Here is a 25,044-nt window from a genome sequence, read left to right as displayed (position 1 = left end):
ATTGTCTTATTTCTTTTCAATTAATTTTTCTGAAATTATGGTAACAATTTCTTCTGGTGTTTTATGATTGGCATCAATAACTAAAAAATTAAACTTATCTTTTGAGCGTTCATATCATTTCTCATATTTTCGGTTTAATAATGTTCAATAAGCACTGCCAATATTTTGTTCACTAGCTCGGCCTCTTTTGGTAATTCGTTCCATTGCTATTTCTGGATCAACTCGTAAATAAACAACTAATTCTGGTTTAATGTTTTCATCTAAATATAAACTTTGTAAAACAACAACATCATAAAATTCTTTATAAACTTTATAATCTGTTGTATTCATATATCCTAGTTCATATAAGACATCAACAAAAATTGGATCCTCTAAAATACTACGGTCAAAAATAATATTAGATGTTATTTTTGCTTGTTTTAATTGTTTACTACGCGCCATTACCATATATACTTGCATTTTAAAAGCCATATCTTTTGGATCAGCATAATACTGATCTAAATATGGATTTTCCTCAACTGGCTCATCCATTACCATATAATGATGTTTTTCTCCCAATAGCTTACTAACAGTTGATTTCCCTACTCCAACAACTCCTGCTAACGTAATCCGCATTGTTTTTTTCTCCTTTATTTTGTTTTTAAGTGTGATGCTATTCCAAAAAAACGTTTAATTTCTTTGGGTTTTAAATAACGTCATTCACCAGGCTTTAATGTTTCATCTAATTGAAAAAAACCAATTGCAATTTGTTTTAATTTAATAACTTCATGTCCTAATGCTTGTATGATTTTTTTAACTTGATGTTTTCTGCCTTCATGAATTGTTAATAAAAGAATCGAAACATTTTTTGCTTCTTCATATTTTACTAATTTTGCTTGCGCTTTGCTTGTTATAATTCCTGGTTCATTTTCAAGTCCTGTTGCTAATTGTTGTAATTGTTGTTTTGAAAGATAACCAGAAACCAAAACATGATATGTCTTATTAATAATATGACTTGGGTGTGTAATAATATTAGTAAATTCTCCATCATTAGTCAATAGCAAAAGCCCACTAGTATCATAGTCTATAAACGACCCACCGGATAAATTCGCTCTGAAACACCTTTAACATAGTTTATTTAAAACTGTTTTGCGATGTTGCGGGTCATAATTGTTGAAACACAATTTCGTGGTTTATTCAACATCAAATAAACCTTATTTGCATTTTCATTCGTAAGGATTTGATTGTTTATCTGTATTTGATCATTTTTGCTAACTTTAGTACCTAACGTTGTTACCACAATATTATTAACTTTAACTCGTCCTTGAATAATTAATTTTTCTGCTGCAATAACTTTTTGTAAGCGTTCCATTATTTAAATAAATCCTGCTCTTTTTCTATCACAGTTTCCTTAATTTGTGGTAAATCTGCTAAAGAAGTTAAATTAAAAACTTTTAAAAATTCTTCAGTAATATGATATGTCATTGGTTTCCCTGGTAATTCGCTTTTACCAACTTCATCAATTAAATCACGTGCGCGTAATTTGTTAATAACACTGTCAGAATTAACTCCTCGTAACTCTTCAATTTCTGGTTTACTAATTGGCCCACGATAGGCAATAATTGCTAATGTTTCTAATGCTGCTTGTGATAAACGTGCTTCTATTTTATTATTAGCTAATTTTAAATAAAATTGATAATATTCTTGCTTTGTTGCTAAGCGATATTTATCAGCAAAAGATGTTATTGTTAACCCACGATTATTATTAGTTTGATATTCTAGTTTTAATTTTGCTAAAACCTCCTCACACTCAGGAACAGAAATTTCAAGAATATGAGCAATTTCTTTTAAATTAATTCCTTCATCACCACTGATAAATAATAGCCCTTCTAAAACAGCCATTTTTTTATTTAAATTCATCTAATTTAATTCCCCTATTTCTGTAAGTATGGTCTAATGTAAATTGCTTCTAAATGTTGGTATTGCTCAATTTCAATTTTTTGATGACAAGCTAAATCTAACAAAGCAATAAAACAAGCAACAAAAACTTGTAATGATAAAGTAAAATTACCTAGCAATTCTTCTAATATTCATTCTTTATCATCTTGCGCTAATAATGCCATAATTCGCTCCGCCATTTCTTCTGGAGAAACTTCAGTAATAACAACATTTGATTCTAATGGTTTTGCTGCATTAATTCGTTCTAACATTTTTAAAAAACTATTAGTTAATTTATCAATATTAATTTTTGGCGACAATGGTAAATCTTCTTCTTTAATTGGATTTCCTTTAATAATTGTTCGTGGTTTTGATAAATAACGAATTCCCTCTTGATGTTGATCTTTAAAATATTGACTAACTTCTTTAATTTTTTTATATTCTAGTAAACGATTAATTAGTTCATCACGAGCATCTTTTTCATAATTATCATCAATTTCAACTTCTTCTTTTGGTAACACTAATTTTGTTTTTGTCTCAACTAAATAACTTGCCATTGTTAAATATTCTGATGCAATTTCAATATTTAATTGTTCCATTTCTCTAATATATGCTAAAAATTGATCAGTAATTTCTGTCAATTTAATTGCAAAAAGGTCCATTTCCTTTTCTTTAACTAAATGCAACAACAAATCTAATGGTCCTGAAAAATTATTAAGTTTTACTTCATAGCGCGGCAAATGTAACATTCTTTTTCTCCCATGTTTATTTTCTTAGTTAATAATACCGCTATTTTTTTAAAAAATAAAGACATTAAAACAAAAAAGTGATTAACTTAAAGCATCACTTTTATTGAATTATCTCATAAACTAATTCTTCTTGTGGTGGTTTTGTTGAAACAATTCGAAAAGTTCGTTGTGCTCAATCATAAACTGGGGCAGTAACATAACGGTTAGTATATAAAGTCATTACAACATCATTTTTTGCAACTTTTTCACCAGTTTTTTTGTTTAAATAAATACCAGCATGATAATCAATTGTTTCATCTTTTGTATTACGGCCAGCTCCTAAACGAACAGCTAATAATCCTAACTCATTAGTATCAATAATTTCCATAAATCCCGCTTGGGTTGCTTTAATTTCAACTATATTTTTTACTTTTAATACTTCTTTTAAAGTTAAATCATTATCAATAAAACTTAAATCTCCACCTTGCTCGTTCACAAAAGCACGGAAGTAATTTAACGGTTCTTCCGTTTGTAATTTTTCTTCACAGGATTTAACTGCCATTGCTAAATCTTTAAAAAGCCCTGCTTGGCATAAACTTAAAGCTGCTGCTTCACATACAATGTAAGTCAAATCATCAGGTCCTTTCCCTCGTAATGTTTGTAATGCTTCATAAATTTCAATTGCATTACCGATAGTACGGCCTAATGGTTCTGTCATATTAGTAATTTCAGCAGCAATCTTCTTATTAAATTTAATTCCAAGTTCAACCATAATTTGTGCTAATTTCCGTGCATCAGATATTGTTTTCATAAAAGCGCCACTACCACATTTAACATCTAACACAATTCCATCACTACCAGTCGCAATTTTTTTACACATAATACTTGCTGCCACTAATGGCAATGAATCAACTGTTGCCGTCACATCCCGTAAGGCATAAATCTTTTTATCAGCAGGAACAAGATTATCAGATTGAGCCATAATTGATAAATTTGTTTTATTAATAACATCCTTAAATTCATTAAAAGAAAGTTCAACTTTAAAACCGGGAATACTTTCCAGCTTATCAATTGTTCCTCCTGTTTGGCCTAATCCTCGTCCTGACATTTTTGCCACTTTTAAACCAAATGCAGCAACTAAAGGCACATAAATTAAACTAACCTTATCACCAACTCCACCAGAAGAATGTTTATCAACTTTAAAACCAGGAATCGTAGTTAAATCATATACTTTCCCTGAATTAATCATTGCTTCAGTTAAAAACGAAATTTCTGTAACTGACATTGATTGAAAATAAATTGCCATTAAAAAAGCTGACATTTGATAATCTGGAATAATCCCCGATGTATATCCTTTGACAATAAAGTTAATTTCTTCTCGTGATAACTCTTGTCCATTTTTCTTTTTATCAATTAATTCTAAAATATTCACTATTCGATACCTTCTTTTTTTAAGTCGTTTTTTTCTTTAATGAAGTTTTATATTCTTCATAATCTTTTTTATGATCAACATCTTGATATTGATCAATTCCTTTTTGAATAATTTGTTTAACATTATTTGCAATTAATTCAGTTGATTTGGTCATAAACGTATCTGGCTTAATTGGCTTATGAAACACAACATGAACATACTTTTTCCCTCTTTTTTTAAATTCTTTATTAAAAATTGGATAAGAGTTAACAATTGAAACAGGAATAATTGGAACATGTGCTTTCTGGGCAATTTTAAAACTTCCAGCATGAAATTCTCCCATTTCTTGTCTGCGACTTCGTGTTCCTTCCGGAAAAACAACCATTGTTCGTGGTACACGAATTAAATCATTTGCCTCTTTAATAATTTCTAAGGCCTGGCGAGGGTTTTCCCGATCTAAAAATAAAACATCAATTAATGTTAAGAAATTTCGATATGTTCGGTTATCTTGTAATTCTTTTTTAGCAATAAATGCACAAGGTGCCGTTTTATTAAAATCATTTAGAGCAAATAATAATGCCGGATCCACATTCGATTGATGATTTGCAATCATTAAACAACCCTTATCAATTCAATTATCACGATCATAAACAATTATTTTAACATCGTGCACTCATAACATATAGCGTGTTCGTTTTTGCAATCAATGATAACGATATTCTTCTGAAACAATATTTGGATCTCGTTTAATTTTTTTACTAATACTCCTTACCTTAGTAATTGTTCGTAAAAATCGTGGTCATGTCAGAAGAATTTTTCAAATATTTAACATTTTAACTTTGTTCCTTTCTTTTATAATATTTTATTACAAATTGCTGATATTCGTTTGATTTAATTAAAGTAAATTGGTTTAAATCAAACGAAGGAAAATAAGTATCACCTTTATATTTTCCCTTAATATAACTAATGATTAATTCATCAACATATGGTAATGTTGCCTCATAAATTTTTTTCCCCCCACAAATATAAATATCTTCGTTTGGATTTTGATGATAAAAATTAATAATTGCTGTTAAATCAGTTACTACTTCCACATCCGGATGATTAATTTGATAATCAAGTTGTCTTGTTAAAACTAATGTTTTTCGTTTTGATAATGGTCGTCCAATTCCTTCATAAGTTAATCGACCAAATAAAATTGTTTGCCCTAATGTTGTTTCTTTAAAATGCTGTAATTCTTCTCTTAAATGTCATGGTAATTGGTTATTTTGACCAATTAAATTATTTTCATCCATTGCTCATAATAACTTAATCATTATACTGCGACAGTTCCCTTAATTAATGGGGCTGAGTCATAATTTTCCAACATAATATCTTCAAATTTAAAATCAAATAACGAAGTAATGGTTTGATTTAACTTCAAAGTTGGTAATTTTCACGGAGAACGTGTTAATTGTTCTTTAATTTGATTAAAATGATTTTTATAAATATGACAATCTCCTAAAGTATGGACAAAATCACCAACATCTAAACCAACAACTTGGGCAATTAAATGGGTTAATAAAGCATAACTTGCTATATTAAAAGGGACACCTAAAAAAACATCCGCACTACGTTGATATAATTGACAACTTAATTTATTATCTTTTGAAACATAAAACTGAATTAAAGTATGACATGGTGGTAAAACCATCTCATCAACTTCTGCTGGATTTCAGGCACTAATAATATGACGACGTGAATATGGATTTTTTTTTAAATTTTCTAATAATTTTGCTAACTGATCAACTCGGTTAAAGTTTCGTCATTGTTTCCCATATACTGGTCCTAAATCACCAAATTCAGCAGCAAAATTTGCATCAGTTTTAATTTTTTCAATAAATTCAGCTAATGTTTCATTATTATATTTTGCTGATGCTTGATATTTTTCATATGGTCATTCATTTCAAATTCGAACATCATGATCTACTAAATATTTAATATTAGTATCGCCTTTAATAAATCATAATAATTCATAAACTACTGACTTAAAATGAACTTTTTTTGTTGTTAAAAGTGGAAATCCTTTGCTTAAATTAAAACGCATTTGATAACCAAAAAAAGAAATTGTTCCTGTATTTGTTCGATCATCTTTTTCTTGCCCGTGTTCTAAAATAAAACGAGCCATATTAAGATATTGTTCCATCATTTTCACCCTATTTTCTATTCTCATATACTTAAATCTTACCTTATTTAAAAATAAAATCATCTAAAAAAATAAAAAAAATCTTAAGAAGATTATTTTTTTATGTTATCATATTACTAAAATTATATTAGAAGAAAAAGATAATAATTGTCAATATGATAAACAAATTATTAAAAAAATTAATCGTTTTTAAAAACCTAATAAAAATAATATTTTAGTAATTTTAGGTTTTGTTGTTTGGTTTTTTAAAATCAAAAATAGTACATTACCACCACAAGATTTTAAAAAGACAATACAAGCAAAATAAATTAACGACCTAAAATAATAAAATAATTTTTTCATATAAAAAACTTTGGTCGTATAAATTATTTAAGGGTTTTAAATTAATATCTTAGAAATTGTGGAATAATATACCACTTACTTATTTAGATTATATTACTTTTAATTTTTTTGTCAATATATTTTTCTATTTTTTTAAATTTTTCCACAACAAAAAATACATTTTTATTAAAAATACAAAATTATTAACTGAATAATTAAATTTATTTTCTTCTAACAATTGTTCATTACTATTAAATAAATCAATTCTATTTTTTAATCCCATCATACTAGCATTTAATTTATTTTTAATAGTTTTTTCACTATAAATGGCCTTTTTAATCATAGTACCTTTTCAATAATGAGAAATATCACCTTCAATATCACAACCAATATTATTCCATAGTGTTTGATTTTTGACACCTTCTTGATTATTTTTAATTAATCTAATAGTTTTATTCAAAAAAACTAATTTAGCATCGCTTATAAAAGATTTACTATCTTCTAAACACTGTAATAATTTTTCATATTTACCATTAAAAAATAATCAACTGCTTTATGATATGTTTATTTATTTTGCTTGTTTTTACTTTGAAACGGATATAGTTTTTTAAATCTACTTGTAAGATGAAATTTATCTATTGTATAGTGAATTTTATTTTTAGGAAAATATTGATGCATAAAGTTTTTAGTATTTTTAATTCATAATGCACCATCACCCAAAATCATAATTTCAGTATTGGATGTCATGTTGCAATGAGTTTCAATTAAAGTAAATAATTTTATAAGAACTGGTTTTAAATTTACTTCTTTATTAAGATAATCTGGAATATTATTTATTTCAAAAACACCTAGTTTATTTGCAATTACAGGTCTTTTTTTAGTTGATTTTATTTCATCAAAACCAGTATGAACAGTACATGCTATTGTGTGTTTTTTTATCTTTTTTCTTCCTTGTTTTGTTGAATCTAACATTTTCAAATAAGTTCCATCCATTTGAATATATAAAGTATGTGGAATATCTATTTTTTTATTAGTTTTATTAATATAATATTCTTCATCAGTTTTTGCATTTTTAATAATATTAGATATTGTCATTAAACTAATTTTTATATGTTCCATAGTATCTAAAATATCTTTATATCTTTTTTTCTCAGTAATAAATGATAATATTTTTTCTTTAACAGAATTATCTGTTCTTTGTCATTTTTCAATTCCTAAAAGTTTATTCAAAGGAAAAATATATTCTTCTTTGCCTGTTTCTGGATTAATTTTATAATATTTTCTTCTTTTAAAAGTTATTTTACCATTTAAAATATTTAATGTTCTTGGTTTTATTTCTTTTACTTTATAATCTTTAAATTCTTTTAAAGTTTCATCAATATTTTTATTTTTAAAAATTCATTCATCAAAATTTTCTAAATTTTGTTGAATAATTTCAATACTTTGTATATATAACAAATTATTAAAATTATTAAAAAAGTTTTTATCAACATTTATCATTTTTTTTACCCTCTTTCCTATAGTTAAGGACTCTATCACAAAAATAATGAAAATGAAAAAATTCAAAAAAAAGATAATATTTTTTATTTATTGTGTTATAATTTATTTTTTAATTATTAGCAAATTAATTTAACTGAAAAAATTAAATTACTTTACTTTTTTTATTTTGATGTAAAATATAGATAATAAAAAAAGAACTTGTGAAAGTTCTTTTATACATTTTAATACAATTTATTACTCTTTTATTTAATCATATTGTTTAAATAATAGTAATTTTAATATGCAAAAAGGAGTAAAAAATGAAAGAATTTAATCCAAAAACAGCAAGTTTGGCAACTTTTTATCGTAAAATAGAGCAATTTTTAGAAAATAAATCACCTAATAAACCCTATACTTTAAATGATTTAACCAATGAATTCAACCTTTCTCGCAAGTGAAGATATGATACTTATGCGAGCGAAAAGATAGTTCCTTTGCTTGAAAAACAAGTTGATAAAATTGAAAGTGAAATAATTAACTTTATGATGAAATCACCAGATGGTGCTAAATTATATTGACAACGAGCATTTAATTATAAATATTCACTACAAGAAAAAGAACTTGAAAAAGAATTAAACTTAAATAATCAACAACCAATAATTGTTAATTTACAAACGGATATTAGAGATATTAAAAAAGAAAGTGATAATAATTCTTAATCATTTTACTTATTTGTTAGAAATTCCTTATTGGTTATTACAAAATAGTAGTATTGGTAATAAATATCCATTTGTTTAAAAATATGAGTTAGTTAATGAAATTAATCAAATTGGGACATGATATAGTGGTAAGACTATTTCAAATATAAAAATGTTTGGTGAATTATTAAAAATTAGTTTATTAATTAAAGAACCAATTTGTATTATTGCTAGTATGTATTGGAGTAAAGATTTAAAAGATAGTGTATTTCAAAATATCTGAAATATGTTAGATGAAAATAATATACCTTATACTATTAATTTATCAAATTTTACTTTTACTTTATCAAATGGGAGCAAATTAAAGATTAAATTATGAATTACCACAAGATAAAATTAATGAGCAATTAAGGTTAGAGCAATTAGATCTTGAAAGATCAAGAGTATGGAGTTGAGGTTTGCCTGGTAATACTAGTGGTTCAATCTTTGTGCGATATATTAATATTATGCATGCAACAGATATTATTCAACCAATTAAATTATTAGGTGGTGTTGATTTAGCAAACTCTACTAGTCCCAAAGGACATACAACAGCGGCGAGCTTTTGAATATATAATTCATTTGATAAAAAAGCATATAAAGTAGCAGAATATACACACTCAAATGCTACACAACAATTTAAAGGACCATTAGAACAAGTAAAAGATATTTAAGAGTTTTACAACAATTAATTAAATCAATATTTTAATTTAATACAGCAAGGTATAATCAATCAATGTTGATGATAGTGCTTATGCAACATTAGAAAGTTTAAACCGAGAAAAATATAATTATTCTTTTGGTCAATATATGCATTTAAAACCAGCACAAAAGCAGAAATTTAAAATAAAGCATCGTATTGAAGCATTCACAATGTTAATAAATACTAATCAATTAAAATGATTATGAGAAAAATGTCCTGTAAGTAAAACTCAATATGAATTAATTCAATGAGAAGATAAACCAGATGCCAGAGAAGAACGAATGTTGGACTTATACGATGATACATTTGATAGTGATTTTTATGCTTTACACTTTGAATTAGTACCAATGGTTAAACATAATAGTTCAACAGATTATAAATTATGACAACAAAGGGAGTGATTAACTTAATGAAAAAAAAGATATTTATGTAATACATGATGAGCGTGTAATAAATGCAAAAAGACCTTATATGTCTGTTTGTGGACAAGTTAAAAAAAGACTTTGTCAAGAATTAAAAAAAGATAATATCGCAATATGTAATTTAAATTTATATAACGAATATATTAAGAAATATCAAAAAGTTAAAGTATGTGTACAAGTTTTATCAAATGAACCAAATTTATTAACAGTAAATATAATTAATTATGCACTTATCTTAAATTTAAAGGAGCAAAATAACAATGAATAATACTTTCCCTAGTTTACCAAACTTAAATGATATTAATAGTGTTTTAAAATTTTATAATTATGATTGAACAATTAATTTAGCCAATATTATTGCTCGCCATCAAATGTGATTAGTAAATGGTAAAGATATTTTATTTAAGTCTCATCGTAAAGACATTTTAGAAAAATTAAATTGATGATATGAAACTTATAAAATAAAAAAAAAATTAGATAAAAATGAATTAACAGCAAGTTTAATGGGTAAAACTATCTTTGGTTTATTAGAAACTAGTGATAGCAATATTGATTTATGAATTAATCCTTTTAACTTTAGATCACGCGTAAGTAAAATAAATGAATTAGAACAAGGTGCCGATATTTGATTAAATTATCATCAATCAGATAGTGGTTTTATTTTAAATTTAATTTGTACCAAAGATAAAATAGTTATTAAAGGTTGACCTAAAAATAATGAAGTAGTTGTTGGGTAAAGTAAAACACAAATTAAAGATGATGTTAAACCTGTTTTAGTACAAGAATTTAAAAATAAATTAGGTATAGTACCTTTTTGAGAAATGATAAATGAACCTAATCCTTTATTTTTATCAACATCAACTACATTAAACCCATGACCTACAATGGCAAATTGTTATAAATTACAATTTGATTTAGAAGATAGTTTTAATATTAAATCAAAAGAAAGATATGCAAATCGTACACATTGATATGGAATACTAAGTGATGATTTAATGACTGCTTATAACAAAGGTAATAAAAAAGTACTGCAAGATGTATTCGATGATATTTTTGTTCAATCAAGTTCATCAGCAGTAGAAGGTCAATTATCTCAATCTTTACAAGTAGTACAAGGGACACCAACCTTAAAAACATATACACAAGACCAAAAAGCAATTATTGAACAAGTATATATAGCATGTAATTTTTCTAGTCCTTTTGGTGATGCCTCAGATAGTGAAGAAAATAAAACCCAATCATTAATAAAAAAACAAAAGACTTAGAAAAACAAGCATATTTACAAGCATATCGTAAACAATATTATACTAAGATGTTTGATACTGTTTTAAAATATTATGGTTTATGAGATGGTACTGGTGAACGCCCTTATGGATTTGATTTTGTTAGTGCTAGTTTAATAGACCAAATGCGACAAAATGAATTAATTACTGCTAGATTAGAAAATGGCACAATGGAGCCAATAAGAGCAATAACTGAATATGATAATATTGATGAATTAGAAGCAACCAAATATTTTGAAAAAGTAGAAAAATGACAAGATAAAATGCAAGCCAAAGAAATTGAACATAATAATAAATTACTAGAATATGACGAAACTGGTAATAATCAAAATGCCGTACAAGGTAGAACAGAAATTAAGGAGAATTAACAAATGCAAAAAATTAGTCCAGCAGCTATGCAATGATTAAGAACAGGAGCAGGTGCTACTGCAATAGATATAAGAGAAAGTATAAAAGAACATAGACATTGAATGGTATTTTCTTTTAATGTTTATAGTTCATATATTCCTGATACTGAAACAGGTTGAAAACCTAATAATGCTAAACCAAGTGATTATTGTAGTTATTCAAGAATATTTGATAATATGGAAAGTACGATTGCTCAATGACAAAGTAGTTTAAAAATAGTCCAAAAATATAAAGGTGAAGAAATTAATATTTTAACGATTGATGATTTTAAAAATCAATCAATTAACTCAACTATATGAGCCAATAATGAAACACCTTTTGCTATAAAATTAAAAAATGAAAATAATAATGTTTATTGAAAATTAATTGATGGTGAAAATATTTATGATATTAATAGAATGTTAGAATACTTAAATCAATATAAATTAAGTTATTTTATGAATAATGATAATAAAGCCGATAACTTTTATACAAAAGAGGTAAAAGTTGGTAAATATTGAGATGCTTATATGGTTGATGATGTAAGTTCTATTAAATTTGGTGATGTTAAATTTGAACAAGTATTTACTTAACAATCAACAGAACGACAATATACTTTATTAATTTTAGATGAAGATATTACTAAATTAAATATTAATGATTATTATAATTTTTATACTGTATTTAATGACCGTGGTTTAAATATTGGTGGTGGTGATATTAATTCTGCACCCCAAGATAGACAATTATTATATCCATCAAATGTTATTAATTATTATTCCGTAGAAGATGGTGATTTCTTATGACAAGAAATTACCTTTTCAAGTATTAATGACAAAATTAGTAATAGTGGTTTATCAGTAAGACAATTTATTCAAACAAGTGCCCCAGGTGAAGATTATTGTTTTCCAAAAATAACTTATGATGAAAAACTAAATAAAGGTATTGTTGAATTAGATGAGATTTTATTAAAAGACCCAGAGGTTAGAGCAGTGGCAGTTAAATTTTATGGTAATCCTATCTTTTTTGATATGCCTGTTATTGGGAGACCAATTATTAAAGGTGAATTTAATAAAAAAGTAATGAATTCTCGTGATTTATTAATGTATAACATGTTTCCTGCACCACCTGATAAAATAAATACTTATGCTTCACCCGAAGTAAGTTGATATAACATTCAAGGTATTCAACCAACTATTATTACTGGATATAAAGATTGAAAAGAACATATTTAATCAATGTCTGATTTTTGAATTGAAAAAAATAATGAGGGTATGATAATAACAGATAAAGCAAGTTCAACAGCAACCAATCCGACTGTTGGAACAACTATTAAGGAAGAAGACAAAAATTCTAAGCCTTATTGGTCTAAAAATTGAATGATTACTCCACCAGATAAAGCAAAAGTAAATAGTGGAACTATTAATAATATTATTAGTACCCAAGCCTCATCATATTTTAGAAGAAAAGATGAATTCGGTAATACAGTTAGTAATGTTCAAATTGAATATAATAAAATGGGTAAATGTAATGTTTGAGATATTTTAAATATGAATAATTTTATTAATCGCCAAATTACAGTATTACCTTTAAACTATACGCAAAAATTAGTATTTAATCCTTTTACGATACCTGCTATTGGAAAGTTTTTAAACTTTGTTTCGTTTGGTATTTCTTGGGACTGAATTGGTAATTTAACAATTACACAAGATGACAAATGACCTAATTTTCCATGACTTAATGGTTTTATGAGTGCTAATGTTTATAGTTTTTATAATGATGCCTTTTGAGGTGATAAGGCTGCTGGTAAAGGTTATTTACCATTTGAAATTTTTAGAGAACAAGGAAATGATAAAATTGGTGCTATGATTGGTGCTAATGCTACTAGTTTTAGTTTTACTACTTTATTAACTGATAAAATACAAGGCAATGTTTTTGAAAAAGATGGTAAACCAACAGAACGAATAACTTATTCAACTTATAATTTAAAACAATTAAACCCTAAAACTAATCGTATATATTTAATTAATGAATTAGTAAGAGCAGTTGATGCACAAACACCAGTTAGTGATAGTGAAAAAGATAATGATTGCGAATTCTTACAAACACCAGATGGAACAAATTGTAGTTATATAATTGATATGTTTTCAATTCAAGCACTATATAAAGGTAATTTTGAAATTATCTTTTATGCTGATAACCCATATACTAACAATGAAGAAGATTATTTAAAATTATCAGTATGAAGTTTTCGTGGTAAAACAAAAAGCGTATTAAATAATTATTTACGAGATATGACAACTAATTATAAAACTAGTTTCTTACTCCCACACGATTATGAAATACCAACATTTAATTATCCACAATATGTATTACCACCAGTACCATATAATTACAAACCTTATACAAAAGATATTATGCCTTCTGATGTAGTACTACCATTAATAACTAAAATTACTGCATCAGCACAATGTAAATGAAAAAATAATTATGGTTATTATAATAATATATTTTCTGATGAATTTAAGGATGCTTATTATGAGGTTGAAATTGATTTAAAACAAATTGACCCAACAATTCAAAGTATCAGTAAATTTCAAGATGCATATAAAACTATTGAAATAAGTAATTTAGGTAATTTACAAGCTGAGTGTGGACCACCTGAAATAGAAAATTTTATTCCTAATAGAAATGTTAATTTATCTGCGGGAGAATATTCATGTAATCAGAATTTTGGTTCCTTAGCAAATTTGACTTTAAAAGAAAGTGGTCGCTCACAAACTGATAAAGTTAATTTTGATAATACAATAACTTTATACACTGATAATATAAAATTAAATGATATTCAAATATTTTCTACTGCACATACTAATGGTTTACCAAGTGATAATTATCAAAATAGTTATACAACTGAAAAAAATAATGGAAATATTAAATTTTTATTACAAATAACAAAATTATCTAATAATGATAAAGATAAAATCAAAGAAACATATTTACAAGCATATTATACTAATGATGTAAAATTAAAAATTAGATTTTTAAAAGTAATATCTCCTAAATTAGTTATTGCTTGAGATTATTTTGGCAATGATAAAGATATTATATTAGATGTTTCTAATCCAAATGTTTTGGGAATTAGAAATAAAGGCGATAGTCCAGTTAAAATTACAATTAAACAAAGATAAAAATAAAAAGAGATGTAAAATCTCTTTTTCTATTCTCCGTTAACTTTTACATTACCATCATTATCAATTATTAAGTCGGGTAATTTTTGTTCTTCATCATTTCAATGATAAACATATTTAAAATAAGTACCATTGTCATTTTCCCAATAAATTTCTTTAAAAGTTCATGCAATATTTAATGTTTGTCCTGACCCAAATTTATAAGGGCTACTTTTTCATAAATCTGCTTTTTCAAAATTATCAATTTCTATAAAATCGAGTGTATTATTTTTAAATTTAATTAATCTTCAATTCTCATTTTTATCACCACGCCATACTACATAATATCATTTATTATCAACCTCATTAAATGGTTTTTCTTGTGGTGCTATTCATTCTAAGTTGTTTTTAATAGTTTCATCATTTGTATTTATTTGATTTTGTTTTTTTAATTTTGCTAATTCTTCGGGTGTATATTCATTTGGTGTATTACAAGCAACTAAACTTGTTGTACTTGTTGCTGTTAAAGTGACTGTTACTAAAATACCTAATATTTTTTTAATTTTAGTACCCACCCCTTCTTAAAATATTTTTACATTAATAATATATATAAACTACATATATTTAATATAACTAATTTATAGTATTTAAACTAAAATATAATTGATTATATTTTAATAACATTCATTAATTAAATCTACAACAGAATAAGATGTGCCAACTCCAGTGCCTAATACAACACCAATAAATCCACCAACTAAAGTACCAATAACTGGAACAAAACTACCAACTACTGCACCCGTCAAAAGCCCACCAACACTTCCGATAGAAGAATCTTTCAAAAGTATATTAGCTTTTTCGTTTGTTTCACAAACTTTTTTAAAGTCTCATCCGTGTAAATTTAAATGATATTTTAAGTTATTTGTTTTAAGAAAAACACTTCCTAAGTAATTTTTTCATACTTGTTTTTCTCCTTTTCTTTATCTTGAAACCTTTTATCAAGATTTACCAGTATTATATATATATATATATATATATACAAGCAAAATTAGCGTTTATTTTAATAAATTTATCTTGTTAAATAACCCTTATTACGCGTTTTAAGGGCTAAATTAGCAATCAAAGATATTAAGTTTAGAAAAATAAATAATATATATAATATATAATAAATAATAATATTATTTATATATAAATATATAAAATATAAAGTGTTGCATTTGTGAACTATTAGTGTAAAATACTTATAATGGTTTATCCTTTTAACAAAAAAGTAATTTACGGTTTATGCTTTCCGCCTTAAAAAGACTTATGCTGACTTGTTATTCGAACAAGAATAAAAAAAGAGAGGTTTATAAAATGGCACTTACAAAAGAACAATTAATCGAACAAGGTTTAAGTGAAGAAATTGCAGATAATATTTTAAATGAATTTCATAATGAAACAAAACAAATTATTGAAGGTATACAAAAACGAAAAGATACTATTTCAAAAGAAGATTATTTAAAAGTTGCTAATGAATTAGATGAATTAAAAGCATTTAAAGATGTTCCATCTACTAAAATTGAAGATATTAAAACTAATTTAGAAAAAGTTAGTGGTAGTTCTTTATCTGAAAAAATGCAAACTTTAAAAGAATTAAAATCTGATTTGTTTGTTGAAGAGCAACCATCAGTTTCACCAACTAATTTTATTAAAGAAATGATTGAAAAATCTAGTGAAAATATGACTGATGAAATTGAAACTATTAAAGAAAAAGGAGCATATACTCCTGATGAAATTAAAAAAATAACTGATTATACACTTAAAAACCTTAGATAATAAGGGAGTGAAATATTATGGCAATAATTAATTTGCCACAAGTATCTTTTATATTACAGGGTAATACAACAGGACAAAAAGTCTATGTTGATATGGTTAATGCTTTATTGCGTGGACTTTATATAATGAATATGCAAGTATTATGCAGTATGCAACAGCAACCGCAGAACAAGTTGCTTGATTACCAAATGCAGGACAAGCACTATATAATTTAACTCATCGTGTGGTATGACAAGATGATTATTCATTACCAAATGGTGGGACAACTCAAACAATGGGATTAACAAGAATTCCAGTTCCTATTGATAAAAGATTTAATTTAAAATTAATGAATGAAGCTTTTGACTTAGCATTAATAGAACAAAATATTAAAAATGGCGTTATTGCTGATGCTATTTCTAGTGTTGTACAGAATAAATTTGTTAATTTAGAATGTGAATTAATTCAGGCTATTTATGATTATTGTTTAGCAGATGGTCAATATGAAGTAATTTCATTTCGTAGTTATACAGCTGAAAATGCTGATGATGCAAATAAAGCATTCTTTACATTAAATGAAACTTTGATTGAATTAACAAATCAAATTAGTAATTTATATTTTGGTTTACCAACAGATAAAATGTTTATGGTTTTAGGACGAAGAGCATATTTAGGATTAACACCTGCTTATTTAAAAGTAATTGGTTCACAAGCTCAATTAAAAGCAATGGTTAATGGTGAATTATATGAAAATACTGCAATGGGTATTCCAGTATCAAAAAGCTTTCATTTAGAAAAAACATATACAAAAGGACAAGTTAACCGTGATAAAGATTATAATTTTACTAATGTAAATGGTTTAATTATTAATAAACAAGTATGAGCTTATCCAATTAATATGGATACTATTCAACAAGTTTTAGATAATGATACTGCTAACCCTAAATTAATTGGTAAAGTTCAATATGCAACACCAACTATTTTATATCCAAAAACATGGAAAATTATTTTGGAAAAACAACCAAGCCAAGATGAAATTACTGCCGCTAAAAGTAATCTAAATAAAACTTTTAGAGTTCCAGTTGATTATCTAATTTCAGAATCAAAACCAGAATCAAAACCAAATAATCAAGGTTAATATAAAATGAATTTACTAATATTACGCGTTTTAACTTTATTAGTATCTAATTTAGAAAATAAACCTTTAATAAGTAAATTTGTAAATTTAATTAATAGAGTTAATCAAGTTAAAAATAAAATATTAAAGCCAATTAATTATATTAGTGATAAATATAATAAAATTACAAATAAAGTTTAAGATATTTATCAGTGATTAAATCCATTTACTTATTTAGATTTAATTAAAAAAGGTCATAAAAAAGAAATACAACAAATATTAAGTCAATTAGAAAAAGATAATAATATTAAAAATAGAGAACAATTTAAAAATGAAAATTATTTAAATACTAATTGACAACCTTTAAATAGTAGTTGACTTGATAGTGGTATGTTTAATATTACAAATAAGTTAACTTTAACAGGTAATTTAACTATTTTAATATATACAAAAACAGCAAAACATCCGAAATTTTATGATCCATATGTTTATCCTAGTGTTCCAGTTGAAATTTGAAAATTATTAAGTAATGCTGTATCTAATGCAGGAACTTTATTTTGGCGTTATTGATTAAGAAAATGATTACCTAGTCATTTAAGAAATTATATTAAAAAACGATTACCGCAAGCATTAAAAGAAAAATACCCAAAAGGAACTACTAAATTAACATTACCAACAGTTCAAAAATTACAACAAATTAAAAACTTTATTAATAATTTAAAGATTGGACATTTTAATTTTAATTTTGCTGGTGAAATTAATAATAAAAAATGGTATCGTGAACGTCGAAGTGATGTTAAAAATATAAAAATAAATATCGTAATCAATTAAGAGGTGTTTTATATGGAAAATAATTTAAGTAATTTGTTATTTATAACAGTTGAAGATGTTAAAGAAAGTAAACTTTGACAACCTATTAATGATAGAAAACAATCTGCTTATAATGATAATTTAATTTATAATGCTATTTTAAAAACTAGTTTATGAATGGATAGATTATCAGGTGGGACAATTTCCGATAAAATTAATAAAAAAGATTTATTTCCATGAGTAAAAAAAGATAATACTGGTTTAATTGAATATGATAAATGATTAAGTTATATTCAATCTGCTTGTTTATTAGCAGTTATTAATTGATATTTACCAAAAGGAGTAAATGATTTAACTGGTAGTGCATCATTTTCACAAGCTGGTGGAGTTGCATATTCACAAACTAATGACCCTGAGCAAATGAAAATATTACTCGTGATGTTAAAAATGCTTTAAAATTAGCAGGTGAAATTATTGATATTATATCTAGTAAAACAGTATCTAGACCTTATAATTATAGTTTAGATAATTATTCTCATCCATGAGAAGAAGAATATAAACATATTAGTAAAAAAACTTTTTATCGAACATTATTATTTTGATTAAAAGAACGATTGCAAACAGATAATTCAATAAATATTTTTTATCCAACTGTTAATGATTTTTCTAAAATTGATTATAACGAATATATTAAACTTATTGTTCCATTTGATAATGATAGTATTTATTATGAAAATAATGTCTGAAAAGTAAAACAAGGTGGCGATATTCCAACAGATATTATTAAAGATAGTGATTTAAATAAAAATTATATTGAAAAAGTTGATGGTAAATATATTGTAAAAACATCACAAGATATTAATCTTAAACAAGATAAATTAATAAGTGGAACAAATATTAAAACTATTAATGGTAATTCATTATTAGGTAATGGTGATATACCTATTAATGATGATAGTTGAGAATTAATTAATTATCCAGAAGCAAACGAAAAATTAACATTTAAAATTCCAAATTATGATTTAACAAAATATTACTATAAAATATCAATTTTAATAACAGATTATGCATCTGCTAATAAATTTGTAACATATTATTTTGAAACAATATCACAAAAATCAATTTTTACATTTTTAGCAGATAATTCATATCAAAGAATAATGATTAAGCAAGATGGCTCAATTTCAAATGAAACAAATAATATTGTTATTAAAGATTTAACAATTAAAAGAAAATTAATAAATAATAGCGAATTAAGGGCAGATGAACCGCATTCTATTTATAAGCGTGATATGGATACTGATTTTTCAAAAGAAACATCGGATTCTTATGATATAGTGATAAGAAAAATAAATAGTGCAACAACTATTAATGAATTAAACTTACTTGAAAAACACCCAGTATGAAGAATTATTTCAAATAATAGAAATGATATTAAAGAATTATTTAATAAAAAATGATTAGAATTAAATAAAAATGAATAAAAAATTAAATGAGGTAAATAATTATGAAACAAGATAAAACAACTTGATTAAAGGGTGCCTTACCTTGAAATTGATTTAAAAAAAGACCCTATTCCGACTTATAATTGAACTCATAAAGATATTAGAGAATGAGAAAGGAAATATAAAATTTGTAGTTGAGTAGTTAGTTTTTATACATTGATATTTTTAGCATTAAATTGTTGATTAGAATATGGCATGATTAATGCAATAAAAGATAATATTAATTGATATAATTATGGTCAATATTGAGGTAATGGAATTGCCATATTATTAACACCTTTATTTACACACGGAATTCAGGGTATATTTGTTGCTAGTAGTAAACCAAAAGTAGATATGAAAATTGATATTCCACGATTAAAAGTTTCTAAAACGGGATTAGTATTTACAATATTACCTTTAATTACTTTAATAATTTCTTTAATTATTATTTGAATTGATAAATCAAAATGAAAAAAAGACCATTTACGACATTGTTTGGACTGCCGTATTAATCCGCGTGTCATTCAACCACAAATAGCAAAACAATGAAATAATTTAAATGGCATAACAGAAGAAAAATTAAAAAATATACAAAATGAAAATATTAAAAAACAAAAACAAGAAGAAAATAAACAAGAATTAAATATAAACAATAATAATTAAATTTTATTAAAATATACTATATATAGGGGCGGTTGATATTTTTGGGTGGTTATATAGTTTAATTTATAAATTATTTTGTTTTGAAAGGATAGATGGCCACTGTTTGAGTAAGGATAAGAAAGGAATTAAATAAAATGAATGAAACATTAATGATTGCTTTACTTGTGTTAGCAGGTGCAGGTGGAATGGGTAGTCTTGGTATTCTTGGATTATCTGCTAAAAAAATTAAAAAATATAAAGCAGAAATTAGAGAATTAAGAACTGCTGTTATTGCCCACCAAAAACATTTACGAGGACCTGAATATGCAACAGAATTAGCATTAAAAACAGGTCAAATTAAAAATGTTAAAAAGCAAGTTAAAGTAAACAAACAAAAAACAAGAACAAAAAGATGCTATTAGACAACTAACAAATAGTATTTAAAAAAAATAACCAATTAAGGTTATTTTTTATTTGTTTTTAAGATAATTAAATTATTTTCACTATATTTATTGATTAAATATTCTCAGTCTCAGGTTGAATTGATATTTACATCTTCAATATCAGTACCAGTTATATATTCACCAAGGGGATTTTTACAAGGGCGATTACCTTGTTCTGAACGATAACATAAAATATATTTATTCATGTTTATCAACGCCTTTATTGTGTTTTATATAAAAATTAATAAGATATTCTATTCGTTGTGAATAAGTAAAGTCATTGAATTCATTTCAAACTTTTTCTTCATTTTCATTTAAGTAAATATTAACATTACGAATTTTGCAAGAATAATATTTTCCTGTTTTTTGATTAAATGAATGTTTCATAATATTAACACTTATAATTAGCAATAATAATGGCATCTCTTATATGATGAGATATTTTTTCATTATTATATTTTCAACCTTTACCATATTGATAAGTTAAATTATTATCTTTACTAAATTCTTGAATACAATTATATTTACTTAAATTTTCTATATTTTTAACAACTGATTTAGTATGGCGTGGTGATATTCAATTAATATATATTTCTCATTCAGTAAAATATCATTCTGCTACTCCTAATAACCTTAATAAATCATGGCGGTCTTTTGAACCATTAGCATTTGTATATAAGCAATTTTCAATATTCACAATTGCTGTGTAACTTTCAAGAATTAAATAGTTATTTTCATCATCAGCATAATAATATTTATCTATTAAATCATAAATAAATTCATAATGTTTTTTTCAATCTTTATTTATAACTTCTTTTTTGTCTAATAAAATATTATCTTGATATATAACAATAGCAGTAGTACCAGTACCTGATGGGTCAATACCAATTTTTATCATTATCTTAAAAATCTTTCTTTAAATTGATAATAAAAATCTTCACTTTGTTTTCTAATCAGAACTGGTGATAATTTTTCAACATTTAATTCTTCTTTTAATCAATTTTTACCTTTTGAAATAATATCTTGTTCTATTTTTGTATTTGTAATAAAATTTTTAATATTATTAAAATGCTGTTCACTCATTCAATTTGGATTTGAATTCTTAATAATTTCTTTAATAACTTGATTACTATTTTCTTTACTTATTTCAGTAGAATCAGGGTCTAATTCATCGGTTGCTATTCCAAAAGTTTTACATAATCAATAACGAGCCCCATAAGTTAAAGCACTACCAATTGCTTTTGCAATATCTGAATTTTGTGCTGATAAAATAATTCCTAATTCTAATTTTTCACTACCTTTATAAAGTGTTAATAATCCTTTTGAATAATAATTTGTTAATTTTCCACCTTTACTACTTTGTGTTTCTGTAAAAGTTGGTTTTCCAACTGCTTGAATAGTATAAGTTATACCTTGTTTACGTAATTGTGGTTTTAAAGTTTGATAGAGGTCACTTTCTGTAAAATAATTATAATTATTATGTTCATTTCTAGCATTTTTACCAACAAAAAGATTTATATCAGATTGAATTTCTCCAATACTTTCAATTAATGTTTTTGTTTTAGTTTCTTGTGGCATTTTCTCATTCCTCTCTTTCTTGTCAGATTAAAATTGCTTCTTTAATTTGTTCTAAATTTTGTTTAGTAATATTAACTTTTTCTTTAATTACTATTTTTAATTTTGGATTTATAATTATCATTAATATTTTTTTATTATCTATACAAAATTCTTTTTCTAATAAATAATAAAGTTTTAATTGCCAAATATAGCGTTCAATATCCGTTTTCTCATTAGAACTAGTAATTTTTCAATCACATATTACATATTCATTATTAGTTGTTATTCCAATAAAATCAATTCTACCACACATTAAAGGACTATAAAGTATTTTTTCAGTTTTATAATATTTAAATTTAATATCTTTAAAAGTTTCTTGATATAATTTTGTAAAATTTTTAAATAATTCATGATGTGATTTTATATCACAATCAATAAATTCAATTAATTCATCATCAAAATTATTTTTTATTCAACAATCAATCATATTGTGTATACATATTCCACGAGTTTGTGCTAATTTTAAAATATTCTCATCAATTTGCGAAAAATCTTTTGGTACTAAAATATTAACAATTTGACTTACACTTGGTATTAAAATACTATACTTATGTAATTCATCATTATAAATATATAATGGTTTTAAATCTAATCTCATAAAATTGTTTCATCATTACCAATATTTTGATTATCATTATTAAATAATTCTTTTGTATCAGATGAATTAAATTCTATTTTTTCTTGTGGTTTTTCAGATTTTTTTAAATCATTATTTGTATGTAAAAATTCATAATTAGATACTTGAACTATTCATTCAGTTTTATTATCTTTATTTTTAAAAGATTTTAAAACACCAGTAATTGCTATTTGACTACCTTTTTGACAATATTTTTGTAAAGTAATTGCTTGTTTATTTCAAACTTGACAAGAAATAAAATCAGTTTATTTTTGTTTTGAATATGGGCGAGTAATTGCTAAATTAAAAATAGTATATTCTTTTCCATTACTTGTTTTCTTAATTTCAATATCTTTTTTTGTTATACCAATTCCAATAAATTTATTCATTATTAAATTTCCTCCAAATTCTTTTCTTCAATTAAACTATCAATATAGTAATAAGCACTTTCTTCTGAATCACATTCTTCTAATGCTTCATTAAATAAATCTTCTTCGGTATAAACTTTGCCATTTTCATCTTTTCACATATTATTGACATCCTTGTCATTTAATATTTTCATTTTCTAAATCAATAATAGTTGTTAATCATTCTTGTTGATTTTTAACATTAGCAGTAGTTTTTGCTTCTTCTAATGTATAAAAATAGCTCGTTTTAAAATCACTATATTTACTTTTCATTACCAATAAGTATCTTTTATTCATAATTTAATTCCTCATAATTCTTTTTAGTATTTAATGCTCAATGTTCATCTGTAATATCTTCAAATGATACTGAATAACTTTTAAGCATTAATTCACTTAATTTATTTTCTTGATTGCATTCTTTATGAAAACAATAACCTCAATATCTTTTTTTAATACAAATTTTATTTAACTTTTTCATATATACCTCCTAAATTATTCCTTTGATTTTTTTCTCAAATTGCAATATTTTTCAACCATCAGAAGCTAAATCTAAAATATTGTTAATTTTGTAATATTGCATATAAGAAGCAATAACATCTCATTTATCTTTAAATAAATTTAAGTACATTTTGGCTCATTCTAAACATTGCAAATCATAATGTTTTTTATGATGTGAAATACGACAATTAATAGGTTGACAATTAACTCAATAAAATGATGTTGTTATTTCATTTCAAGTTTTATTAATATATTTACTTTTATATTCTGTCATTTATTTTTTCCTCCTAGTTTTAACTCGCTTGGCACTCACTCCCAAGTGAAAGTGCCAAGCGAGAATTAGTTATATAAGTATTTATCTATTTACTTACTACGCCATCCGCCTCACTGGGGGTGAGCGGTGACGATATGTTAATTGTTTGAATGTTTAATAATCCACAGTTGTTTTTTTAATATTGACTCCAGACATATATATGTTTTCCTTTATTCGTGCCCATTTGTGCTTTTGCTCTGGGATTTGACGTTCAGTTTTTAAATTAAAAATTCACTCGCATTTTAAAGGACCAAATGCTATAAAACTCCAACCAACCACACTTTTCGCAAATTTAATTGTAAAGTCACTATCTCTATTTTTATTGTCGTTTGATATTAACCTTGGACTTATCACGACTATCGCTTAGTTCTAATGAACCATCGCCGATTTACATTTTTCCTCATACACTATTTCAGTACTTGCCTCGGCAGGCTGTGGAATAAAAACACTTAGTTATTTAAAATAACCCTTCCGCTCTGCATTAAGTTGTTTTATAAAATTTAAGTTTTAATAAACCAGTTTCATAATCAAAGATAATTTTTGAATTTTCTAAGCAT

At 24.9% G+C, this 25,044-nt stretch carries 42 protein-coding genes; 19 read left to right on the top strand and 23 right to left on the bottom strand.

The window, feature by feature from the left end; all coding sequences use genetic code 4:
* Nucleotides 1-6: 6 nt before the first annotated feature.
* From ACZ91P_RS06710 to ACZ91P_RS06660, 11 genes are all read right to left on the bottom strand, one after another.
* The gene (locus tag ACZ91P_RS06710) at nt 7-615 is read right to left on the bottom strand and encodes a deoxynucleoside kinase (RefSeq protein WP_465158590.1); all 609 of its coding nucleotides are present in this window, start codon (nt 613-615) and stop codon (nt 7-9) included.
* A gap of 14 nt (nt 616-629) precedes the next feature.
* A complete protein-coding gene (locus ACZ91P_RS06705) occupies nt 630-1,037 on the bottom strand; it encodes a pseudouridine synthase (RefSeq protein WP_465158589.1) in 408 nt (135 codons plus the stop codon).
* 80 nt (nt 1,038-1,117) lie between these two features.
* Nucleotides 1,118-1,351: a S4 domain-containing protein gene (locus ACZ91P_RS06700; protein WP_465158587.1), complete on the bottom strand. Its 234-nt coding sequence runs from the start codon at nt 1,349-1,351 to the stop codon at nt 1,118-1,120.
* A complete protein-coding gene (gene scpB / locus ACZ91P_RS06695; protein ID WP_338992699.1) occupies nt 1,351-1,899 on the bottom strand; it encodes an SMC-Scp complex subunit ScpB in 549 nt (182 codons plus the stop codon). Before scpB ends, ACZ91P_RS06700 begins: the two co-directional genes overlap by 1 nt.
* A gap of 14 nt (nt 1,900-1,913) precedes the next feature.
* Nucleotides 1,914-2,666 (bottom strand): segregation and condensation protein A, encoded by a 753-nt coding sequence (locus ACZ91P_RS06690; RefSeq protein ID WP_465158586.1) that lies wholly within the window; start codon nt 2,664-2,666, stop codon nt 1,914-1,916.
* Between the two features lie 100 nt (nt 2,667-2,766).
* Nucleotides 2,767-4,077, bottom strand: a complete 1,311-nt coding sequence (locus ACZ91P_RS06685; RefSeq protein ID WP_465158585.1) for a thymidine phosphorylase — start codon at nt 4,075-4,077, stop codon at nt 2,767-2,769.
* A 19-nt stretch (nt 4,078-4,096) separates the two neighbouring features.
* Nucleotides 4,097-4,888, bottom strand: a complete 792-nt coding sequence (locus ACZ91P_RS06680; RefSeq protein WP_465158584.1) for a lysophospholipid acyltransferase family protein — start codon at nt 4,886-4,888, stop codon at nt 4,097-4,099.
* 1 nt (nt 4,889) lies between these two features.
* On the bottom strand, nt 4,890-5,372 hold the full coding sequence (locus ACZ91P_RS06675; protein WP_465158583.1) for a dihydrofolate reductase: 483 nt from the start codon (nt 5,370-5,372) through the stop codon (nt 4,890-4,892).
* A complete protein-coding gene (gene thyA / locus ACZ91P_RS06670) occupies nt 5,372-6,241 on the bottom strand; it encodes a thymidylate synthase (RefSeq protein ID WP_465158582.1) in 870 nt (289 codons plus the stop codon). Before thyA ends, ACZ91P_RS06675 begins: the two co-directional genes overlap by 1 nt.
* Before the next feature lie 466 nt (nt 6,242-6,707).
* Nucleotides 6,708-7,022 carry a hypothetical protein gene (locus ACZ91P_RS06665; RefSeq protein ID WP_465158581.1) on the bottom strand — a complete coding sequence of 105 codons (315 nt, stop codon included), beginning with the start codon at nt 7,020-7,022 and terminating at the stop codon, nt 6,708-6,710.
* A gap of 104 nt (nt 7,023-7,126) precedes the next feature.
* Nucleotides 7,127-8,062 (bottom strand): Mbov_0401 family ICE element transposase-like protein, encoded by a 936-nt coding sequence (locus tag ACZ91P_RS06660; RefSeq protein WP_465158580.1) that lies wholly within the window; start codon nt 8,060-8,062, stop codon nt 7,127-7,129.
* A gap of 299 nt (nt 8,063-8,361) precedes the next feature.
* On the opposite strand from ACZ91P_RS06660, the gene ACZ91P_RS06655 reads away from it, so the two are divergent.
* The 11 genes from ACZ91P_RS06655 to ACZ91P_RS06605 all read left to right on the top strand — a co-directional run bounded on the left by ACZ91P_RS06655 (nt 8,362) and on the right by ACZ91P_RS06605 (nt 14,761).
* On the top strand, nt 8,362-8,760 hold the full coding sequence (locus ACZ91P_RS06655; RefSeq protein WP_465158579.1) for a hypothetical protein: 399 nt from the start codon (nt 8,362-8,364) through the stop codon (nt 8,758-8,760).
* 151 nt (nt 8,761-8,911) lie between these two features.
* Complete coding sequence (locus tag ACZ91P_RS06650) at nt 8,912-9,133, top strand: hypothetical protein (protein ID WP_465158578.1); 222 nt, start codon at nt 8,912-8,914, stop codon at nt 9,131-9,133.
* 64 nt (nt 9,134-9,197) lie between these two features.
* The gene (locus ACZ91P_RS06645) at nt 9,198-9,452 is read left to right on the top strand and encodes a hypothetical protein (RefSeq protein ID WP_465158577.1); all 255 of its coding nucleotides are present in this window, start codon (nt 9,198-9,200) and stop codon (nt 9,450-9,452) included.
* A gap of 136 nt (nt 9,453-9,588) precedes the next feature.
* Entirely contained in the window at nt 9,589-9,891 is a 303-nt protein-coding gene (locus tag ACZ91P_RS06640; RefSeq protein WP_465158576.1) for a hypothetical protein, read from the top strand.
* 61 nt (nt 9,892-9,952) lie between these two features.
* Nucleotides 9,953-10,171, top strand: coding sequence for a hypothetical protein (locus ACZ91P_RS06635; RefSeq protein WP_465157096.1), 219 nt, complete (start codon nt 9,953-9,955; stop codon nt 10,169-10,171).
* The gene (locus ACZ91P_RS06630; protein WP_465158575.1) at nt 10,164-10,640 is read left to right on the top strand and encodes a hypothetical protein; all 477 of its coding nucleotides are present in this window, start codon (nt 10,164-10,166) and stop codon (nt 10,638-10,640) included. The genes ACZ91P_RS06635 and ACZ91P_RS06630 overlap by 8 nt, the downstream gene beginning before the upstream one ends.
* 84 nt (nt 10,641-10,724) lie before the next feature.
* Entirely contained in the window at nt 10,725-11,168 is a 444-nt protein-coding gene (locus ACZ91P_RS06625; protein ID WP_465158574.1) for a hypothetical protein, read from the top strand.
* Between the two features lie 47 nt (nt 11,169-11,215).
* On the top strand, nt 11,216-11,554 hold the full coding sequence (locus tag ACZ91P_RS06620; RefSeq protein WP_465158573.1) for a hypothetical protein: 339 nt from the start codon (nt 11,216-11,218) through the stop codon (nt 11,552-11,554).
* A gap of 3 nt (nt 11,555-11,557) precedes the next feature.
* A complete protein-coding gene (locus tag ACZ91P_RS06615; RefSeq protein WP_465158572.1) occupies nt 11,558-12,166 on the top strand; it encodes a hypothetical protein in 609 nt (202 codons plus the stop codon).
* Nucleotides 12,167-12,565: 399 nt separating this feature from the next.
* On the top strand, nt 12,566-12,808 hold the full coding sequence (locus tag ACZ91P_RS06610; RefSeq protein WP_465158571.1) for a hypothetical protein: 243 nt from the start codon (nt 12,566-12,568) through the stop codon (nt 12,806-12,808).
* Between the two features lie 3 nt (nt 12,809-12,811).
* Nucleotides 12,812-14,761, top strand: a complete 1,950-nt coding sequence (locus ACZ91P_RS06605) for a hypothetical protein (protein ID WP_465158570.1) — start codon at nt 12,812-12,814, stop codon at nt 14,759-14,761.
* A 29-nt stretch (nt 14,762-14,790) separates the two neighbouring features.
* On the opposite strand, the gene ACZ91P_RS06600 is transcribed toward ACZ91P_RS06605, so the two are convergent.
* Complete coding sequence (locus tag ACZ91P_RS06600; RefSeq protein ID WP_465158569.1) at nt 14,791-15,315, bottom strand: hypothetical protein; 525 nt, start codon at nt 15,313-15,315, stop codon at nt 14,791-14,793.
* Nucleotides 15,316-15,414: 99 nt separating this feature from the next.
* Nucleotides 15,415-15,582 (bottom strand): hypothetical protein, encoded by a 168-nt coding sequence (locus ACZ91P_RS06595; RefSeq protein WP_465155657.1) that lies wholly within the window; start codon nt 15,580-15,582, stop codon nt 15,415-15,417.
* Between the two features lie 442 nt (nt 15,583-16,024).
* On the opposite strand from ACZ91P_RS06595, the gene ACZ91P_RS06590 reads away from it, so the two are divergent.
* The 8 genes from ACZ91P_RS06590 to ACZ91P_RS06555 all read left to right on the top strand — a co-directional run bounded on the left by ACZ91P_RS06590 (nt 16,025) and on the right by ACZ91P_RS06555 (nt 21,015).
* Nucleotides 16,025-16,558: a hypothetical protein gene (locus ACZ91P_RS06590; RefSeq protein WP_465158568.1), complete on the top strand. Its 534-nt coding sequence runs from the start codon at nt 16,025-16,027 to the stop codon at nt 16,556-16,558.
* Between the two features lie 142 nt (nt 16,559-16,700).
* The gene (locus ACZ91P_RS06585) at nt 16,701-17,675 is read left to right on the top strand and encodes a hypothetical protein (RefSeq protein WP_465158567.1); all 975 of its coding nucleotides are present in this window, start codon (nt 16,701-16,703) and stop codon (nt 17,673-17,675) included.
* A 6-nt stretch (nt 17,676-17,681) separates the two neighbouring features.
* Nucleotides 17,682-17,855, top strand: coding sequence for a hypothetical protein (locus tag ACZ91P_RS06580; RefSeq protein WP_465158566.1), 174 nt, complete (start codon nt 17,682-17,684; stop codon nt 17,853-17,855).
* 189 nt (nt 17,856-18,044) lie between these two features.
* Nucleotides 18,045-18,485: a hypothetical protein gene (locus ACZ91P_RS06575; protein ID WP_465158565.1), complete on the top strand. Its 441-nt coding sequence runs from the start codon at nt 18,045-18,047 to the stop codon at nt 18,483-18,485.
* 12 nt (nt 18,486-18,497) lie between these two features.
* Nucleotides 18,498-18,920, top strand: coding sequence for a hypothetical protein (locus ACZ91P_RS06570; protein WP_465158564.1), 423 nt, complete (start codon nt 18,498-18,500; stop codon nt 18,918-18,920).
* A gap of 158 nt (nt 18,921-19,078) precedes the next feature.
* Nucleotides 19,079-19,948, top strand: a complete 870-nt coding sequence (locus ACZ91P_RS06565) for a hypothetical protein (protein WP_465158563.1) — start codon at nt 19,079-19,081, stop codon at nt 19,946-19,948.
* A gap of 54 nt (nt 19,949-20,002) precedes the next feature.
* Nucleotides 20,003-20,614: a hypothetical protein gene (locus tag ACZ91P_RS06560; RefSeq protein ID WP_465158562.1), complete on the top strand. Its 612-nt coding sequence runs from the start codon at nt 20,003-20,005 to the stop codon at nt 20,612-20,614.
* Between the two features lie 134 nt (nt 20,615-20,748).
* Complete coding sequence (locus ACZ91P_RS06555) at nt 20,749-21,015, top strand: hypothetical protein (protein WP_465158561.1); 267 nt, start codon at nt 20,749-20,751, stop codon at nt 21,013-21,015.
* Nucleotides 21,016-21,056: 41 nt separating this feature from the next.
* On the opposite strand, the gene ACZ91P_RS06550 is transcribed toward ACZ91P_RS06555, so the two are convergent.
* The 10 genes from ACZ91P_RS06550 to ACZ91P_RS06505 form a co-directional block, all read right to left on the bottom strand.
* The gene (locus ACZ91P_RS06550) at nt 21,057-21,242 is read right to left on the bottom strand and encodes a hypothetical protein (RefSeq protein ID WP_465158560.1); all 186 of its coding nucleotides are present in this window, start codon (nt 21,240-21,242) and stop codon (nt 21,057-21,059) included.
* On the bottom strand, nt 21,235-21,423 hold the full coding sequence (locus ACZ91P_RS06545) for a hypothetical protein (protein WP_465156311.1): 189 nt from the start codon (nt 21,421-21,423) through the stop codon (nt 21,235-21,237). Before ACZ91P_RS06545 ends, ACZ91P_RS06550 begins: the two co-directional genes overlap by 8 nt.
* A 4-nt stretch (nt 21,424-21,427) precedes the next feature.
* On the bottom strand, nt 21,428-21,934 hold the full coding sequence (locus tag ACZ91P_RS06540) for a hypothetical protein (protein WP_465158559.1): 507 nt from the start codon (nt 21,932-21,934) through the stop codon (nt 21,428-21,430).
* On the bottom strand, nt 21,934-22,614 hold the full coding sequence (locus ACZ91P_RS06535; protein WP_465158558.1) for an ERF family protein: 681 nt from the start codon (nt 22,612-22,614) through the stop codon (nt 21,934-21,936). The genes ACZ91P_RS06540 and ACZ91P_RS06535 overlap by 1 nt, the downstream gene beginning before the upstream one ends.
* The gene (locus ACZ91P_RS06530; protein ID WP_465158557.1) at nt 22,598-23,251 is read right to left on the bottom strand and encodes a PD-(D/E)XK nuclease family protein; all 654 of its coding nucleotides are present in this window, start codon (nt 23,249-23,251) and stop codon (nt 22,598-22,600) included. Before ACZ91P_RS06530 ends, ACZ91P_RS06535 begins: the two co-directional genes overlap by 17 nt.
* Nucleotides 23,252-23,535: 284 nt before the next feature.
* A complete protein-coding gene (locus tag ACZ91P_RS06525) occupies nt 23,536-23,658 on the bottom strand; it encodes a hypothetical protein (protein WP_465158556.1) in 123 nt (40 codons plus the stop codon).
* A gap of 2 nt (nt 23,659-23,660) precedes the next feature.
* Nucleotides 23,661-23,798 carry a hypothetical protein gene (locus ACZ91P_RS06520; protein ID WP_465158555.1) on the bottom strand — a complete coding sequence of 46 codons (138 nt, stop codon included), beginning with the start codon at nt 23,796-23,798 and terminating at the stop codon, nt 23,661-23,663.
* Nucleotide 23,799: 1 nt separating this feature from the next.
* The gene (locus ACZ91P_RS06515; RefSeq protein ID WP_465158554.1) at nt 23,800-23,973 is read right to left on the bottom strand and encodes a hypothetical protein; all 174 of its coding nucleotides are present in this window, start codon (nt 23,971-23,973) and stop codon (nt 23,800-23,802) included.
* A complete protein-coding gene (locus ACZ91P_RS06510) occupies nt 23,966-24,154 on the bottom strand; it encodes a hypothetical protein (RefSeq protein ID WP_465158553.1) in 189 nt (62 codons plus the stop codon). Before ACZ91P_RS06510 ends, ACZ91P_RS06515 begins: the two co-directional genes overlap by 8 nt.
* 9 nt (nt 24,155-24,163) lie before the next feature.
* Nucleotides 24,164-24,448 carry a hypothetical protein gene (locus tag ACZ91P_RS06505; RefSeq protein ID WP_465158552.1) on the bottom strand — a complete coding sequence of 95 codons (285 nt, stop codon included), beginning with the start codon at nt 24,446-24,448 and terminating at the stop codon, nt 24,164-24,166.
* Nucleotides 24,449-25,044: the final 596 nt, after the last annotated feature.

The sequence above is a fragment of the Spiroplasma endosymbiont of Halictus nicosiae genome (assembly GCF_978018445.1).
The sequence above is the reverse complement of the archived record's forward strand: the minus strand, read 5'-3'. Positions and strand labels throughout refer to the sequence as shown.